Consider the following 17,096-nt stretch of genomic DNA (forward strand, 5'->3'; position numbering starts at 1 on the left):
CGTATACCGTTCTACATGTCTTCCTTAGCGTAATGTATGCCGTGCTCAGTGTCAATCACAGGTTTAATTTTTACATAAACAGGTGCGTTTCCAATAAAAAAGATTAAAATTTACATAATTATGGATGAAACCAGGAAGGAATTAGAAGATTGGCGGCTAATCTGATAAAGGACAAGTATATTTATGGAAATCATAGGAGGGATATTGACGTATGGTAAAAGGCTTGCGATTCACAGGTTCACGCTTAAAAGGGATGTTGCATCTAGCAGCGATCGTATCACTGCTGATTGGGATCTTCGTTCCATTCGGTCAGGTCAAGGCGGAGGGAGCATTGACAGTAGCCGAAGCACTTCAGCGCCAAAGCAGTGGAGGTACGGTGACGGTGGAAGGTTACATCGTCGGACATGCTACCGGATCGAAAACGGCTAACTTTTCTTCCCCGTTCGCGAATGATTTTAACGTACTGATTGCCGATCAGGCAAATGAACGTAATACGTCTAATCTGTTGGATGTACAGCTGACTTCAGCGTACAGAGGGCAATATGGGCTATCAGGCCATCCTGAGCTGATCGGCAGCAAAATTCGTGTGACGGGTACACTCGGCGCCTACAATAATTTTGGTGGAGTGAAAAGTCCAAGTGCTGTTGAACTGGTGAGCGGAAGCGAGCCGGGGGAACCAGGCGAACCTGGCAACCCGGGTCAACCCGGTACTACACTGCCGGATGGAAAAGGCAAAAAGGTGCTGTTCGATAATACGCACGCACAGACCGCTGGTGCAGCAGATTGGGTCATTGAAGGCGCCTTCTCCGACTTTGCCAATGGACTGCGTAATGTAGGCTTTACGGTAGACCAATTGAATCGTCCCATTCCTTTTACTTATGGAGAGCAGGCTATAACATATGATAAGTTACGCCAATATGATGTGTTCATTATTGGTGAAGCGAATGTTGCCTTTAAGGCATCCGAGCAGGCTGCCCTGCTGCAATACGTGAATAGCGGGGGGAGCGTCTTCTTCATCTCCGATCATTATAATGCGGACCGTAACAAAAACCGTTGGGATTCCTCCGAGGTTATGAATGGTTACCGTCGTGGAGCCTATACTAATCCGGCCAAGGGCATGACTGCAGAAGAAGCTGCATCACCGGCGATGCAAGGATTAACAAGCTCCGATTGGCTGGCGGCCAACTTTGGCGTTCGTTTCCGTTACAATGCGCTGGGTGATGTGAATGCTACCGACATTGTAGCCGCAGATCAATCTTTCGGCATTACCAAGGGTGTGCGCTCGATTGCAATGCATGCAGGATCTACGCTGGCTATTATTGATCCTACCAAGGCTAAAGGCATTGCTTATATCCCTTCAGGCACGAAAAAATGGGGTAATGCGGTAGACCAGGGAGTTTATAACGGCGGGGGCCGTGCGGAAGGACCTTATGCTGCTATTTCCAAGGTAGGTCAAGGCAAGGCAGCGTTCATCGGTGATTCTTCCCCTGTAGAAGATGCTACACCGAAATATGTGCGTGAGGAAAACGGACAGTCGAAGAAGACATATGATGGTTTTAAAGAAGTGGATGATTCCACCTTCCTGGTGCAAACGGTTCAATGGCTTGCATGGAAGCAGGACTACACGAAATTGTCTGATGTGGCAGGTTTGACTCTGGATCAGCCAACGAAGCTTCTACCATTTGAGGAGCCTGCGGCTTCCACAGAACCGCAGCCTGAGCCTTGGTCTGCTCCAGCAGCAGGCTACAAATGGTACGATCCTAGAACGTTCAAGTCTGGCTCCTATGGAGCGGCTTCATAATTATCGCCAGAAGCTCAATGTGAGCTGGTATTAGTTAGTCGTTTGATCCCTGCAGAGGGATCAGGCGACTTTTTTTGTGATGAAAATTAACCTGTGGTTGGTTATTTCATTACATTTTGTGCCAGAAAGGCCGCGCTACTGCTGGATCATTGATTTTTTAAATGATGTTGATAGCATAATCTTAATTGATATATCCATATACTGGTGATAGGATGTATTCAAATTATTCCGACAAAAACGGTATGTAATGTTCATGAGAGGTTTTAAACATCAAACATGGTGAGAATAAGCGGGACAAGACCATGGAGAATGGAGGAAGCGCGCATTGAATACCGGACCCGTGTTGGAAATTAAAGGATTATCCGTATCTTTTCGCATCAAGGATCAATATCACCCCGCAGTCGACCATCTGGATCTGACGGTCAACCCCAATGAAGTGCTGGCTGTAGTCGGAGAATCCGGCTGTGGCAAAAGCGCGCTGGCGCTTTCGATCGCACAACTGCATGACATGGAACGCACGCGTGTAGAGGGAGAGGTCCTTTTTAAAGGCACGGACCTGAACCGTCTTTCTTCAGGGCAAATGAATAAAATCCGCGGAGCGGGCATTGGCATGATCTTTCAGGACCCGCTGACAGCACTCAACCCGTTAATGAGCATTGGTAAGCAGATTGAGGAAAATCTTGATTATCATACGTCACTATCTACGAAGCAAAAAAGGGAACGTGTGCTGGAGCTGCTGGAAAGCGTAGATATACCGAATCCTGTGCGTGTGTATGAGCAGTATCCGCATGAACTGTCAGGAGGGATGCGTCAGCGTGTGATGATCGCGATTGCCATAGCTTGCCGACCTTCTCTTATTATCGCAGATGAACCAACTACTGCGCTCGATGTAACGATCCAATCGCAAATTCTCGACTTGCTCAAACAGCTTCAACAGGAGAGTGGGAGCGGAATTATCTTGATTACGCATGATCTTGGTGTTGTGGCAGAAGTAGCCGACCGCGTGGTGGTCATGTATGCCGGAGAAATCGTGGAGAGCGCTGATGTTTTTGAATTATTCAGGCATCCACAGCATCCGTACACGCGTTCTTTGCTTGCTTCCATGCCGGGATCGCATACCAAGGGGGAATCACTGCATGTCATCGGCGGCATTGTTCCCTCATTACAAGATATCCCCCGCAATAGCTGTCGCTTTGCCCCGCGTATTCCCTGGATTCAGCAGAGAGTGCATGAAGACCATCCCCAACTAAATGAAATTTCCCCTGGACATTGGGTCCGTTGTACATGTTACCAGCATTTTCATTTTGAAGACGAGGCAAAGGGGGAAGCTGCTCATGGCACTACTGGAGTTAAATGATTTGAGGGTCCACTATCCGGTGCGCGGTGGTTTCTTCCAGCGTGTTATCGATCAGGTGAAAGCAGTGGATGGCGTGTCGATCAGCATTGAGGCAGGCCAGACATACGGGCTGGTGGGAGAATCCGGCTGTGGAAAAACGACGACAGGCAGGACGATCATCGGTCTAAATAAGCTGACGAGCGGACGGATTCTTTTTAAGGGAAAGGACCTTGCGGCTCTGAGCCGTAACAACCGTCATCCGCTGCGTAGAGACATTCAGATGATTTTTCAGGACCCCTACTCTTCGCTCAACCCGCGCAAGCGCGTATTGGATGTCATTGCTGAACCGCTGCGAAATTTTGAAAGGCTGAGCAGTGAGGGGGAACGGAGGAAAGTACAGACGTTGCTGGAAAAGGTCGGCTTGAACGCCGATGCAGCCTACAAATATCCGCATGAATTTTCCGGGGGGCAACGGCAACGGATCGGGATCGCGCGTGCGCTGACATTAAACCCCAAGCTGATCATTGCTGATGAGCCGGTGTCGGCACTGGACGTTTCCGTGCAGGCACAGGTGCTGAATTTTATGAAGGATGTGCAACGGGAATTTAATTTGACGTATTTGTTCATCAGTCATGACTTGGGTATTATCCGCCATATGTGCGACCAAATCGGTATTATGTATCGAGGCCGTCTAGTGGAGCAGGGGAGCGAGCAAGACATTTATGAGCGTCCACAGCATCTGTATACCCAGCGCCTCATTGCAACCATTCCCAATATTGATCCTACAAAACGGCTGGAAAATGCCCAAAAAAGGCGAATGCTCTTATCCTCCTACAAAACAGAGCTGCCCAAACATCTAGACGTGAGTGGAAAGCCGTTTGCACTAAAATCAGTAAGTCCATCCCATCAAGTCGCGCTACCATAAGGGGGGTACAGAAATGTGGAAATTTACACTGCGTCGGCTGCTGGTTATGATCCCTCAACTTTTTGCACTGAGCGTGCTTATATTTTTCCTGGCTAAGGCTATGCCGGGGGATGCACTGACAGGACTTATTACTTCGACACCCAATCTGAATCCGGCCGCACTGGAAGAACAGCGACAAAGACTGGGACTGAATGATCCGGTGTGGGTGCAGTATGGGAACTGGCTCGTCCAGCTTGCTCACGGGGATCTGGGCAAATCTTATGTACATAAAATTAGCGTTACCGATCTGATTGGCAGCCGTCTGGGGAACACGTTCTTTCTGGGCGTAGTAATTCTGGTTCTGACGTATCTGATCGCCATTCCGCTCGGCGTACTCAGCGGTCGTTATCAGCATAGTCTGCTGGACAAAACCGTAGTGGGCTATACCTATCTCAGCTTTGCGACACCTCTATTTATACTCGCGTTGTTGCTGCTGTACGTATTCGGATTCAGGCTCAGCTGGTTTCCAACCAGCGGCAGTGTGGATGTAGGCGTGGAGCCGGGGACATGGTCATATTACGTGAACAAGTCGTATCATCTCATTTTACCGGCGGTTACAGGCGCATTGCTCAGTACAACGGCTACGATTCAGTATTTGCGCAATGAGGTCATTGACACACGACTGAAGGATTTTGTGAAAACAGCGCGTTCCAAAGGGGTGCCCGAAGGTAAAATTTATTCCCGCCATATTTTCAAAAACTCTCTATTGCCGATTGCTGCCTTTTTGGGCTATGACCTAACGGGAGTAATTGCAGGCAACATTTTTCTTGAATCTATTTTCGGTTATCCGGGGTTAGGCCAATTATTTCTCCAGTCCATCACTCAACGGGATTTTTCAGTCGTGAACGCACTGGTCATGGTCTCCGGCTTCTTGGCGCTATTAGGGACCCTTTTATCTGATGTCATCCTAAGTAAAGTTGATCCCCGCATTCGAATCGAATAGCGAACAAGTCTAGAGAAAGGGAGGGATTATGGTGTCTATACAGGTGGAGGAGGTCTTCACGCCAGAAATCATTCGTAAATCACCATCCAGTTGGTCTGTACTGCGTCGTGAGCTGGTGCGTGACAAAATGGCCTTGGTTTCCATTGGCTTTGTAATTCTGTTTTTGATCTTTATATATGCCTCTGTCCTGTTTGTAAATCAGGATGTTGTCACGACGGTGGATTTGGGCGCGATCCGTGAAGCTCCAGGCTCAGTGCATTGGCTGGGCACAGATCGAGCGGGCAGGGATATTTTTGGCCAGCTGGTCATTGGAGCCCGCAATTCCTTCACCATCGGCTTTACGATTACATTGTTATCCGCCGCTATTGGCTTAACGTTAGGTTTGCTGGCTGGTTTTTATGGGGGACTGGTCGATAACATCATCATGCGGATCATTGATTTTATTCTGGTACTTCCATTTCTGATGTTGGTCATCGTATTTGTCAGCATTGTACCCAAAAGCGGCATAGGGTCCTTTATTTTCATTATGACTGCCTTTTTATGGATTGGAAAAGCACGTCTGATCCGGGCCAAGGTGTTGTCGGAGCGCGAACTGGATTATGTGCAGGCTTCCAAAACCCTTGGCACACCCAATTGGAAAATCATCTGGTTTGGCGTGCTGCCTAATCTTAGCTCGGTCGTGATCGTCAATCTGACCCTCAGCCTCGCGGGAAATATCGGGATTGAGACCGGGCTTTCTTATCTCGGTTTTGGCTTACCGGAATCTACTCCAAGCTTGGGTACACTGGTGAGTTATGCGAATGACCCGGATGTTTTGCAGAATAGCTGGTGGATGTGGTTGCCTGCCTCACTGCTTATTTTGGTGCTAATGCTGGCGATTAACTTTATTGGCCAGGCGCTCAAACGCGCCACGGATGCCAGACAACGATTGGGTTAACCGAAGTTCAAGGATAAGGACAATGACAAGGAGGGATTTACAATGGTTAAACACTGGAAAAAAGGAATTCTGCCTGTTCTATCTGCAATTTTGGTGCTTTCTCTGGCCGCATGCAGCGGTTCGCCTTCCGCTTCGAATGGAGGGAAATCGTCTGACGGTACAGGCGGCACAGGGTCCGACAGCAAGCAGGTGAATGCCACAGCGCTGGAGAAGGCGATCAAGAACGATAAGGCCCCGATTAAGGGTGGCATCATCAATTATGCACTCGTGTCTGATACCCCTTTTGAAGGTATTCTGAATCCTGTATTTTATGAAGGCAATCCTGATTTTGAAGTCTTCCAGTTTTTCTACCCTTCTATGTTTTCGATTGACTCCAATCTAAATATTGATAATAAAGGAGCGGCGACGATTTCCTTTTCCCCAGACAATAAGGCGGTGACTGTAAAAATTGATCCCAAACTGAACTGGACGGATGGTAATCCCGTAACGGCAGAGGATTATGCTTTTTCCTATGAAGTGATCGGTCATAAAGACTACGAAGGTCCGCGTTATGATAGCTTTATGACCAACATTGTGGGCATGGAGGATTATCACGCGGGTAAGGCCAAAACCATTTCTGGCATCAAGGTGCTGAATGAGAAAGAGGTTACCATTCACTTCAAGGAACCTAATCCTTCGGTGAAATCGGGACTTTGGTCTACACCACTGGAGAAAAAGGTATTTCAGAATATCCCCGTGAAAGATATGGCCGGATCTGATCCTGTCCGTAAAAATCCGATTGGCTATGGACCGTTCAAAATTAAATCAATGGTCACAGGTGAATCTGTGGAATTCGTCAAAAATGAAGATTATTTCCACGGTGAGCCCAAGTTGGATGGTCTTCATCTGAAGGTGGTGAACCCGAATGTCATTACCGAGGCGCTGAAAAGTGGAGAAGTCGATTGGGCCAGCTATCCAACCACCCGTTACAATGAGGCCAGTAATCCGAAAAATGTACAGTTTCTCGGTCAGGAGGAATTATCTTATAGCTATGTGGGCTTTAAGATGGGCAAATTCGATCAGGCCAAGAATCTAAATATCATGGACCCGAACGCCAAGCTGGCGAACAAGTCATTGCGTCAGGCCCTCGGCTATGCGCTGAATAATGAGCAGGTCGGCAAGCAGCTCTATCATGGACTTCGGATTCCAGCAACATCCCTGATTCCGCCTGCCTTTAAGGGATATCATGATATAAATGCAAAGGGCATCGCGTATGACCCGGACAAGGCGAAAAAGCTGCTGGACGAGGCAGGCTATGTGGACACCAATGGAGATGGATACCGTGAGGACCCTAAGGGCAAGGAACTGGTGCTCCATTATGCGGCAATGAGCGGAGATGCGACAGCTGAATCGCTGGCAAAGTTTTATTTGCAAAACTGGAAGGATGTCGGACTTCATGTCGAGCTGGTGGACGGTCGTCTGCTTGAGTTCAATTCTTTCTATGATCGTGTGCAGAAGGATGACCCCGGCATTGATATTTTTGGCGGCGCATGGAGTACAGGTACAGATGTAAACCCTAGTGGGCTGTATGGACGCGGAGCCAGCTTTAACTACTCGCGCTTTACCAGTGAAGAGAATGATAAGCTGTTGCAGGAAGGGGTGTCTGTGAAAGCCTTTGACGACAATTATCGTAAAGATATATACAATCAGTGGCAGGCGTATATGAGCGAGGAGGCGCCCATTGTACCGACGTTATTCCGTTATTCGCTGGAGGCAGTGAATAATCGGGTAGCTAATTACGATATTACCCGTGGCAAGGAGTATGATGCAGACACGTTTGCGAATATTACGTTGACTGCGGAAAAAGCCGAAGTAGCCCAATAATCTAAAAAAGCGCAACAACCTGAAGAAGAAGCGCGAACCGGATGGATCCGATTTTGCGCTTCTTTTGACCTTTTAATGCAATCATTCTGGGGATTCTCGAAGGGAGAGAAGGAAGACGGAAATACGTCAGCTTCAATACTTCATTGCCGTATGCGAGGAACTGCATTTTACGAAAGCTTCGGAAAAGATCGGAATCTCCCAACCCACGCTTAGCTTGCAAATTAAGGCGTTGGAAGAGGAATTGGGCATGACGCTTTTTGACCGTGCAGGCAAGAAAATTAAAATGACAGATGCCGGAAAATTGTTGCTGCAACACAGTGCACATGCGCTCAAGGATTTACAGCAAGCAAAGGCTTCCATTGAGGAGTTGCGCACCGAGCAACGCGGGAGTTTGCGGATTGGTATCGCATTACCGGAGCTGGAGGAACCATTGCAAGAAATGCTTATCCATTTTCATCAGTCATTTCCTAAAGTCAGCCTGCACATCCATCCATCATTTGATGTAACAGAACAGCTGTTGGATAACCGAGTGGATGTTGGCATTACGCTGCATTCGGGTACGGATGAAAGGCTTGTCCAGCTTCCTCTTCGTACGGAGAACTACTGTCTTGTTGTTCCGGTAGAGCATGTGTTTTCCAACCGTACTTCCATTACGCTGGACGAATTGAGGCATGTACCCTGGGCGATGCAGCCAGAGTGTCATCCCGGCAGGAAACTGATTGAGAAGTGCTTCCGTGATCGTGGGTATCCCTTTGCAACCGTCTTGGAGACAAATTCCATACCTTCAATCCTGCGCTGGGTACAGGAGGGACTTGCCGTAACCCTACAGACGGAGTCCCTTGCGGCAGAATTGGATCGCTCACAATTTTGCACTGTACCTATTTTGTGCGGCGTGCTCCAGGGTCAGCTAGAGTTGATTTATCAGTCTGGCCGTTATCAGGGAGAAGCGTTGAAGCGATTGATTGAAAAGATACAAGCTGTACTAACAGTGCGTTCCAACTAGTGGCAACCCTGATGAGTATCAGGAGCTTTAATGTGTACGAACTTCCAGCCTGCGTGCAATCAGTGACATACTGTAATTGACAGCAAAGTACAGGAAAGCTGCGAACAGCAGGGCTGGAATGACAAAAGATTGATTTTGCCCACCGACAATCTGAATGTTATGCGTCAGCTCCGGCAAACTGATAATGACAGCCAGTGAGGTATCCTTGAATAGGGAAATGAACTGGCTGACAATCGGGGGCACCATGCGACGAAGCGCTTGGGGCAGAATGATATGCCATAAGGTTTGAGAATAGCTTAAACCGGAGGAACGTGCGGCTTCCACCTGTCCTTTATGGACCGAATTCAGACCGCTGCGCACAATCTCGGCGATCATGGCTCCCTCGAAGATCGACAGGCCTGTAATGGCTGCCCACTTGAGGGAAATCGAAATTCCGATGGATGGTAAAACCATGCCGATGAAGAAAATAATGAGCAATAATGGAAGATTGCGAATGAGATCAATGATAAAGGCTGCAACCTGTGAAATAACAGGTAAGCGGGTAAAGCGCAGAATGCCGAATAAGATACCAAGAACGAAGCTGAACACGATAGAGTAAATAGCAACCTCCAGTGTGAGCAGGAAGCCCTCCAGTATAAAACGCACATTAGGCCACACAAACAATCCACCGAAATCCATACGGGCTTCCCTCCTTAGGATGTTTTGGACAGACGCCGTTCCATATAAAGTACAAGAAAGCTAAGCGGAACCGTCAAGATAAGATACAACAGCGCCGTGATGGCGTAGACTGTGATGGGCAGGAAGGTATCCGAGTTAATGAGGTCCGAGTAATACATTAGGTCCAGTCCGGCCACAATAGCCAGCACGGAAGAGTTTTTGACCAGATTAATGAATTGGTTGCCGATCGCAGGCAGTACAATTTTGATGGCTTGCGGTAAAATAATGCTGATCATCGTCTGGTTGTAACTCAACCCGGAGGACCTTGCCGCTTCAAATTGCCCCTTGGGCACAGATTGAATGCCGGCACGTATTGCTTCAGCAATAAAGGAGGCTGTGTATACAGTCAATCCGAGCGTTCCAGATACGAATCCGTCCAAAGGGATGCCCAAAGTAGGAAGCCCGAGATAAAAAAACAGTACGACGATCAGCAATGGGATATTGCGGATGACCTCTACATAGACGGTACCAATCCAGTTCAGCCATTTAAAAGGCGCAATTCGGAGGATGGCAATAATAGCCCCCAGAATAAAGCTTCCGATCAAGGCAATGACACTAGCTTGAACGGTATGAAGCAAGCCTTCTCTGAAACGGTCGCTATGATCGAAAAGTACGTTGATATCAAAAGTAAGCATCTGCGAATTTACCTCCTTATCCAGACTTAAGAAAGGAAGGAGCTCGCAATCGCGGCTCCTTCACAAGAATACTATTCGGGTTTAACCCCAAGCCATTGCTCGTGGAGCTTATCGTATTCACCGTTGCTTTTCAGTTCCTTGAGCGTATCATTAATAGCTTGTAGCAGTTCGGTTTGCCCCTTCTTCACTGCGATGCCGTAAGGTTCCTCTGTGAAGTTCCCGCCTACAAGAGTATAATTCGGGTCTTGCTGCTGCATGCCGAGCAGAATAGAGTTATCCGTAGTCAAGGCTTCTCCTTTACCTGCTTTGAGGGCGTTGAAAGCATCCTGATAGTTTTCGAATTCCAATATCGTTGCTTCAGGTGCTTTTTCACGGATATTTTTGGCGGAGGTAGAGCCTTTCACGGCGAGCACCTTGGTATTCGAGGTCAGAGACTCCAGCCCGGTGATGGGGCTCCCTTTTTTCACAAGCAGAGATTGCCCGGCGTTAAAATAGACGTCGCTGAAATCAACCTGCTTTTTACGTTCGTCCGAAATGGTCATCGTCGCGATAATGGCGTCGATGTCCCCGTTTTGCAATAAGGTAATTCGTGTTTTGGACGTGACTTCTTTTAGTTCAAGTTTGGTTTCATCGCCAAAAATATGTTTGGCTACAGCCTTGGCGATGTCGATATCAAAGCCCTCTACTTTTCCGCTAGCCGGGTCTTTCAGTCCGAACAGCTTGGTATCGTATTTCACACCAACGACCAGTTTGCCACGCTGTTTGATCGCTTCCAGCCCGTTGGCTGCTGCCGGCTCATTCCCCGACGTTGCCGCTCCTTCTTTGCCTCCACAGCCTGCCAAGACGAGCAGACAAGATAAAGCTACCAGCACCAAAGTACTCCATTGAAATCTTTTTCTCATCAGAACATTCCCCTTTCGATTTACGCTACATTGGTAGTCTATTAATGATGAATCAGACGGCTCAGGAACAGGCGAGCCCGTTCTTCACCCGGATTCTGAAAAAATTCGACAGGTTGGCTGTCTTCCAAAATTTGTCCTTTGTCCATAAAAATCACGCGGTCCGCCACTTCACGTGCAAAGCCCATTTCATGAGTGACAATGACCATTGTGATGCCCTGATGGGCGAGCGAGCGCATAACATCCAGTACCTCTCCGATCGTTTCGGGATCAAGTGCTGAAGTAGGCTCGTCAAACAACATAATTTTTGGATTCATCGCGAGCCCGCGGGCGATCGCGACCCGCTGCTGCTGTCCACCGGACAATTGAGCGGGGTAGCTCTGTGCCTTTTCTTCGATTCCGACGCGCTTTAGATAGGTGATGGCTGTTTGAGTAGCTTCTTCTTTCGAGATGCCCAGTACCTTCATAGGTGCCAGTACAATGTTTTCAATCACCTTTTTGTGGGGATACAGATTGAAATGTTGGAACACCATCCCGATATTGCGGCGGAAGGCATTGATATCAATCTTTTTGTCATGTACAGGGATCTCGTTAACGATCAGCTCCCCATCCGATATCGTTTCCAGACGATTGATGCAGCGAAGCAGGGTGCTTTTACCCGAGCCGGAGGGACCGATGATTACGACGACCTCGCCCTCCTTAATCTGAAGATTAATGTCTTTGAGTACATGGAAGTGACCGTAATGCTTGTTGACGTTGCGAAACTGGATCAGAGAGCTCACCCCTTTTTAGGCTTGGATACATAGCTTAGTAGACGGATTGACATGATCAAGCTCTATTAGAATTTAAAAATTTCTCTCATGATACTATAAGCTTACAATAAAAAACAAGATTTTATGTCACTAAACTTTACGTGTAATGTATTTTGGTGTGTTTTTTGCTAGTAAACTGTTATTTATATGTTGAAAACGAATAAATATCCGTAATTTTATGTTATTAAATTTGACATAAACTATTGATCCTCGACATGCCAAGGGAGAAACGTGACAAAAGCAACGCTATGTTTTACAGTAGGGAAGAAGGAATTTAGGGTAAAGGAAGGTTAGACAATGACGAAAGCTATTTCACCGCTAGTAACGGCATTGGGCATGGAGCCCCATCCAGAAGGCGGCTGGTACAAAGAGATGTGGAAGGCCCATTTCCAAATTCCGAAGCCTGTACTGCCGGATGTGTATTCCGGTCCGCGCTTTGCAGCTTCGTCTACGTATTTCTTGCTGCATCCGGGTGAGTTCTCCGAGTGGCATGTGGTCCATTCTGATGAGCTGTGGTTATATCATAGCGGAAGCCCTGTAGAGTTGAAATTGGGTGGAAGTGGAGAAGAGCCTGGTGAAGAAACTGTGATTATCGTCGGTGCGGATGTGGAGGCAGGACAGCATCCACAAGCACTCGTTCCAGGAGCAGTATGGCAAACGGCACGTCCGCTTGGGGATGAGCCCGTGCTGGTAACCTGTGTGGTTGCACCAGGATTCCACTTTGATGATTTCAAGCTGATTGCCAAGAATCCAACTGAATCATGATGTGAGCATTGGCGGGTGTATTTCTGTAATGAACAGGAATGGCCCGCCTGATTTATGTTTACTCATAGAAATAGGGCTTTAAAATAGCTTTAGGTGCTTAGTTTCGCCTGAACAATGAGACGATGGGTGGGGTTTACGAGAGGGTCACATGTAATCAGTGTAAGCAGCTTTTGTTTTTTGAAGCTTTTCAGAACAGACACGTCCGTAGGATCGACCACCTTCAGGCTATAAACGCTATATACATATTGGTTACCCCGAGCGTTAACAACAATCTTATCCCCGATCTTCAATTCATTTAGACGATTAAATAAACGTCCAGAGGTACGGGCTCGATGAGCAGCAATGGCGGCATTCCCCGCTTGTCCCAGCGTCCCCGTTTCCGGCATATGTACAGCCGCGTGTCTCATATTTATCCTCGTTGCGCCTTCCAATACAGGGAGCTTTAAAGCAATACGACTTATACTAATAGTGGCTATGGGAGTTTGTTCATTAGCGCTTACCATGGGAGCAGGGGATGGGGAAGTATTTTGTCGTGCTTCACTAACCGGAACTTCTGTAAGACGAGTGGACAAGCGAGCATAGCTGTCCGTAAGACTGGGGGGCCATAGCGCGTCGTTTTTTCCAGATGGTAGCTCTGCTGCTTTTAATAGCTTGCTTTGTTCCTGATCCTCATTCCATTCTGTCGCTTTAGGAAACAAAATAAAAAGTAAGCCTAACACAATAAATACGTAGGAAAGTTTACGCAGACTCAGCAATCTCGCCTCCCCTAAGCAATATACGGATTATACATATTTTTTGAAAAATGCCCCATTCCCAACTCATTCCAATCGGGAATGGAATGAGTCGGGAGATCAGGGCAGGTGATCGGTTTTATTTTTTGTTTATTCGTGTGAATTTCAAAAATACGCCCCATATAACCATCGCTATGCCTGTCAAATAGAACGGAACGGGGCTGCTTTCACCTGTTTGGGGCAATTGGTGTACCGCAGGTGTATCCTCCGGATCTTCAGGTTCTTTTCCCGGAACCTTGAGACGGATCTTAGGTTCGGGATCGTCTTTCGAATCCACCGGAGGAGGAGGATCTTGATGAGGCATGACGGCTGGCGGCTCCGGCTCCGGCGGTATAGGCGCAGGTTCCTCCTGTGGAGGGACTATGTCCTCCGGAGACTTTGGCAATGACGGAGGAACGGTTATAGACGGAGTATCGGGTATTTCCGGATCTTTGTCATGTTTTTTACCTGAGCCTCCGGACGGGGGTGAAGGGTCTGGATGAGTAGGCGTTCCTGGTTCGTTTTTCTTTTCTTTACGATTGGTGATCACAACCCTCTTTACACCAGAGCTTTGTCGCAGTGTTGCGTCTATTTTGATCTCGAGCTTGCCCTCGGTGACTTTATAGCCCTCCGGTGCTGCCAATTCTTCCAAGATATAATCGTCATGAAGCAAGGAGGAAAAGATGATTTTGCCTTCCGCATTGGTGGTCTGAATGAGCGGGGCTCTTTTTTGACCTTTATCATAGAGCGCAAACTGTGCGCCAGGCAGTACCTTGTCAGGCATATCCTGATCTACCTTGGTCAGCTCAAGACTTTCGGTCACACCCCCGCCAGAACCGGAGCCGGAAGACGTTCGTACGATGATTTCCTGGCTGGTTTCCCGCATCTCTGTCGTCAAGCGATCCCCCTCAAAGGCAACCTTATTACTCACCTTGGCTTTGTCTTCAGCATGAATGAACGATTGGTATTCAAGTATAAAAGCAGTGGAAATATCCTTGGCAAAAGTAACTTCAAAAGTTTGCTGGCCTTGAGCGTCTGTCTTGATATACAGCTTGTAATCTTGGTTTCTAATCAACTCGGTGCTTTTGGTGGTATTTCCGTTGGCAGCGATTATTGTAGAGTACAAATGAAAGGAATCCTCAATTAGGATTTGATTGTTGCTAGGCTGATCTATAATTTTAGCGTTGGATACATGGGACTGTCCTTCATTGATGCGGATGCTCCAATCGATCTTATTTCCATTTTGTGTACCGACTTTAGATACATATTCTCCGCCATGAGGTACCGCGACTTGCGCTGCCCATTCAGAGACTGTTTTTTGTCCATCCAGTAGAAGGGCTTGATTGTGGATTTCTTTTTCAATCAGTTCTCCTTCCAATGAAGTTTGAAAGGTAATCCAGTAGGGAGTCTGTATTTGCTCCTTGAACTGGATACGCAATTCATTACCATTTTGCTCGGAGGGAGGAATAATGGTGTATTGATCTGCTGGGATTTCAGCCCCTTTTTGTACGCCATCCCACCATCCCAGCAAGGTCATATCGTATACTTTTACGGAGGCGGGCAGTAACTTCTGACCTTGCAACAAGGGGTCTCTCACTTCCGCGTGATTCAGGATCTTGCGATTGTAGTTAGCTTTAATGTCCCAGGTAATGAGCTTGGAGGTTGCATTATAGCTTCCTTGCTTGGCACCGTTTCGTTGTGTCATAAAGTCCGGCCAGATCGGGCACTCCACTCCTTGCGATGATCTTTCTCCGTCTTCAAACTGGTATTCTATATGGGATTTATTACGAAACTCGGGCTTCGTCGTATCCGTTTTCCAGTCATTATTATAGGTGGTTGAATACTTGATTGTATAAGCCTTCTGAATGGCTTTATGAAAAATGAGTGTAAATCCTTGTTTATAGTCCTGTGATAGCGGAACCAGCTCATAATCCGTGGGCGCACGTAGCTCCGTTGTTCCGTCAACACTTTGAATTTTCAGGGTGTCTGGTAACAAGGCCAAGCCCCCGTTTGGAAACACATCCTGAATGACAATATTTTTCATGGTGTACAAGTCTGTATTGATGGTAATCACCCAAGGTATGATTTTGGTGTTGTAATTGGGTGTGTCATACATTTTAGTCATAACTCCGCTTATGATTTCCGTCGATACGATCTTCTGCGTTCCATCTGAAGTTATGATGTTTATAACTTTTTCATTTTCATAGACACGGCCTCTGGCTTGAGTCTGGTATCGGATGGTATAAGCTGAATCTACGTCGAAGTTGAATTGAAGTTTGAAGCCGTTGCGGTCCGGATAATCAACTGGGATGACAGTATACGCCCACGATGGGAGCTCCTCCAGTGTGTTTCCCTTAAATACTTTCAAAGAACCGGGCAGCAATTCTTGAGTTTTATTGAAATGATCAATTAAAAGAGCTTTGGCTTCGGGGATTTTTGTCTCGCTGAAGTTATATCTTATGGCCCACGAGAGTGTTTGTGTGGCATGATCATATTTTTCAACCTTTTTGGACAAAAATTCACCACGTTCCACCTGAACAGTAGCGGTAGCAACAACGTTCTCTATCGCATCTCCTGAAAGCGTTGCTGTGTTGGAGAAACGAGTTTTATCGCCAATAATACGCGTGGAATATTGAATCTGATAGGCCGTGTTAATGCTATCGTCTTGAAAACGAATCACAAACCCTGTCCCGGCTTGATCTGCTTCAATGGCATATTCACTTGCATTCACTAGGTCTCGAACAACGGTCGAGCCGTCGATATTGACTTGTAGATGATAGAGCCGGATAGAGTCTCTTCTGAGTTCCAGCCCTGAAGGAATGGGATCGGTGATGAGGGCATGCTTTACGGTGTTTAGCTGTTTGTTCACATCAATGGTCCAGTCGATCTGATTGGTGCCCTCTATTTTCCCTTGTTTGCTTAGGGTTGGCCCTGACTGGGGTTTTACATTCACGATGACCGTTTGTACCCCGCCTTTGATCGGAATCGCAATGATGATCTCTGTACTGCCTTTCACCGTTTCTTTCGTAAACTCGGTTTTAACTTGTAGTTTGCCGCTGACATTGGAGTGATTCTCTACATATTGGTTAAAGGTCATGATAACCTTGCCCTGACGATCTACTGTGAAGTATCCCACGGTTCCGTCGGTAGTGACTAACGGAGATGAGATATCAGAGTAGATGACAAACTGTTCTGGTAAATGAAAGGTGAAGGTGTCCCCTGACTTATAGGTATTGTCAGGAAGCTCCCATTCATAGCCTAGTTGGATGGCTGATCCGATGTCGAATTGGCTGCCAGGACTATATACCGCATCAATGACACGCCCTGCTTCGTCGGTCAGGTTCAACTTCGTTAGTATGCTCTGCGGAGCTGTATCATGTTGAGACTTTGAACTGACTGCTCCTTGAACGAAGGGGACCGTGTTTGAAGGAATCTCCCCAGGAGGTTCAAGGTTTGGGACAACGTATACAGCATCTGTAACGGTAGGTGTAGGATCAGATACAGCACTCTGCGGCAGTTCTGGGGCTGGAGCATCTGCGTAAGCCAGCGTTGCGCTGAAAAAGCTTTGGACAATGAGCAATAAGGCAATGATCATTACATTTATTTTTGTTCTCATGCTCCAAGTGATTCTCCTATTCATCGTAATATGGC

Annotated in this window: 14 protein-coding genes; 8 read left to right on the top strand and 6 right to left on the bottom strand. The window is 47.2% G+C overall.

The features are described from left to right. The first annotated feature begins 211 nt into the window (after positions 1-211). The 7 genes from MKY24_RS02110 to MKY24_RS02140 all read left to right on the top strand — a co-directional run bounded on the left by MKY24_RS02110 (position 212) and on the right by MKY24_RS02140 (position 8,847). Positions 212-1,801, top strand: coding sequence for a DUF6359 domain-containing protein (locus MKY24_RS02110; protein WP_053324470.1), 1,590 nt, complete (start codon positions 212-214; stop codon positions 1,799-1,801). Positions 1,802-2,126: 325 nt separating this feature from the next. After that, positions 2,127-3,158 carry an ABC transporter ATP-binding protein gene (locus MKY24_RS02115; protein ID WP_023986673.1) on the top strand — a complete coding sequence of 344 codons (1,032 nt, stop codon included), beginning with the start codon at positions 2,127-2,129 and terminating at the stop codon, positions 3,156-3,158. Next, the gene (locus tag MKY24_RS02120) at positions 3,136-4,062 is read left to right on the top strand and encodes an ATP-binding cassette domain-containing protein (protein WP_023986674.1); all 927 of its coding nucleotides are present in this window, start codon (positions 3,136-3,138) and stop codon (positions 4,060-4,062) included. The genes MKY24_RS02115 and MKY24_RS02120 overlap by 23 nt, the downstream gene beginning before the upstream one ends. A gap of 13 nt (positions 4,063-4,075) precedes the next feature. Further along, positions 4,076-5,044, top strand: coding sequence for an oligopeptide ABC transporter permease (gene opp4B / locus MKY24_RS02125; protein WP_339201325.1), 969 nt, complete (start codon positions 4,076-4,078; stop codon positions 5,042-5,044). A gap of 28 nt (positions 5,045-5,072) precedes the next feature. Next, entirely contained in the window at positions 5,073-5,981 is a 909-nt protein-coding gene (locus MKY24_RS02130) for an ABC transporter permease (RefSeq protein ID WP_023986676.1), read from the top strand. A gap of 42 nt (positions 5,982-6,023) precedes the next feature. Continuing rightward, positions 6,024-7,844, top strand: a complete 1,821-nt coding sequence (gene opp4A, locus MKY24_RS02135) for an oligopeptide ABC transporter substrate-binding protein (protein WP_028541232.1) — start codon at positions 6,024-6,026, stop codon at positions 7,842-7,844. Between the two features lie 160 nt (positions 7,845-8,004). Beyond that, positions 8,005-8,847, top strand: a complete 843-nt coding sequence (locus tag MKY24_RS02140; RefSeq protein WP_233903875.1) for a LysR family transcriptional regulator — start codon at positions 8,005-8,007, stop codon at positions 8,845-8,847. A 27-nt stretch (positions 8,848-8,874) separates the two neighbouring features. Here the strand turns inward: MKY24_RS02140 and MKY24_RS02145 are convergent, their stop codons facing one another. From MKY24_RS02145 to MKY24_RS02160, 4 genes are all read right to left on the bottom strand, one after another. Next, positions 8,875-9,525: an amino acid ABC transporter permease gene (locus MKY24_RS02145; protein WP_339201327.1), complete on the bottom strand. Its 651-nt coding sequence runs from the start codon at positions 9,523-9,525 to the stop codon at positions 8,875-8,877. A 14-nt stretch (positions 9,526-9,539) separates the two neighbouring features. Then, positions 9,540-10,199: an amino acid ABC transporter permease gene (locus tag MKY24_RS02150; RefSeq protein ID WP_023986681.1), complete on the bottom strand. Its 660-nt coding sequence runs from the start codon at positions 10,197-10,199 to the stop codon at positions 9,540-9,542. A 71-nt stretch (positions 10,200-10,270) separates the two neighbouring features. Next, a complete protein-coding gene (locus MKY24_RS02155) occupies positions 10,271-11,101 on the bottom strand; it encodes a transporter substrate-binding domain-containing protein (RefSeq protein WP_068941025.1) in 831 nt (276 codons plus the stop codon). A gap of 41 nt (positions 11,102-11,142) precedes the next feature. After that, on the bottom strand, positions 11,143-11,880 hold the full coding sequence (locus tag MKY24_RS02160; protein WP_028541228.1) for an amino acid ABC transporter ATP-binding protein: 738 nt from the start codon (positions 11,878-11,880) through the stop codon (positions 11,143-11,145). 327 nt (positions 11,881-12,207) lie between these two features. Here MKY24_RS02160 and MKY24_RS02165 point away from each other — a divergent pair, with 327 nt between their 5' ends. After that, positions 12,208-12,675: a cupin domain-containing protein gene (locus MKY24_RS02165; protein ID WP_013308442.1), complete on the top strand. Its 468-nt coding sequence runs from the start codon at positions 12,208-12,210 to the stop codon at positions 12,673-12,675. A gap of 89 nt (positions 12,676-12,764) precedes the next feature. Here the strand turns inward: MKY24_RS02165 and MKY24_RS02170 are convergent, their stop codons facing one another. Together MKY24_RS02170 and MKY24_RS02175 are read right to left on the bottom strand one after the other, a co-directional pair. After that, the gene (locus MKY24_RS02170; protein ID WP_068941028.1) at positions 12,765-13,430 is read right to left on the bottom strand and encodes a class D sortase; all 666 of its coding nucleotides are present in this window, start codon (positions 13,428-13,430) and stop codon (positions 12,765-12,767) included. A 115-nt stretch (positions 13,431-13,545) separates the two neighbouring features. Beyond that, positions 13,546-17,061, bottom strand: coding sequence for a collagen binding domain-containing protein (locus MKY24_RS02175; RefSeq protein WP_339201329.1), 3,516 nt, complete (start codon positions 17,059-17,061; stop codon positions 13,546-13,548). Between the last annotated feature and the right edge of the window lie 35 nt (positions 17,062-17,096).

Origin of the sequence: Paenibacillus sp. FSL P2-0322, from assembly GCF_037975315.1 — a bacterium.
GTDB classification, from domain to species: domain Bacteria; phylum Bacillota; class Bacilli; order Paenibacillales; family Paenibacillaceae; genus Paenibacillus; species Paenibacillus polymyxa_B.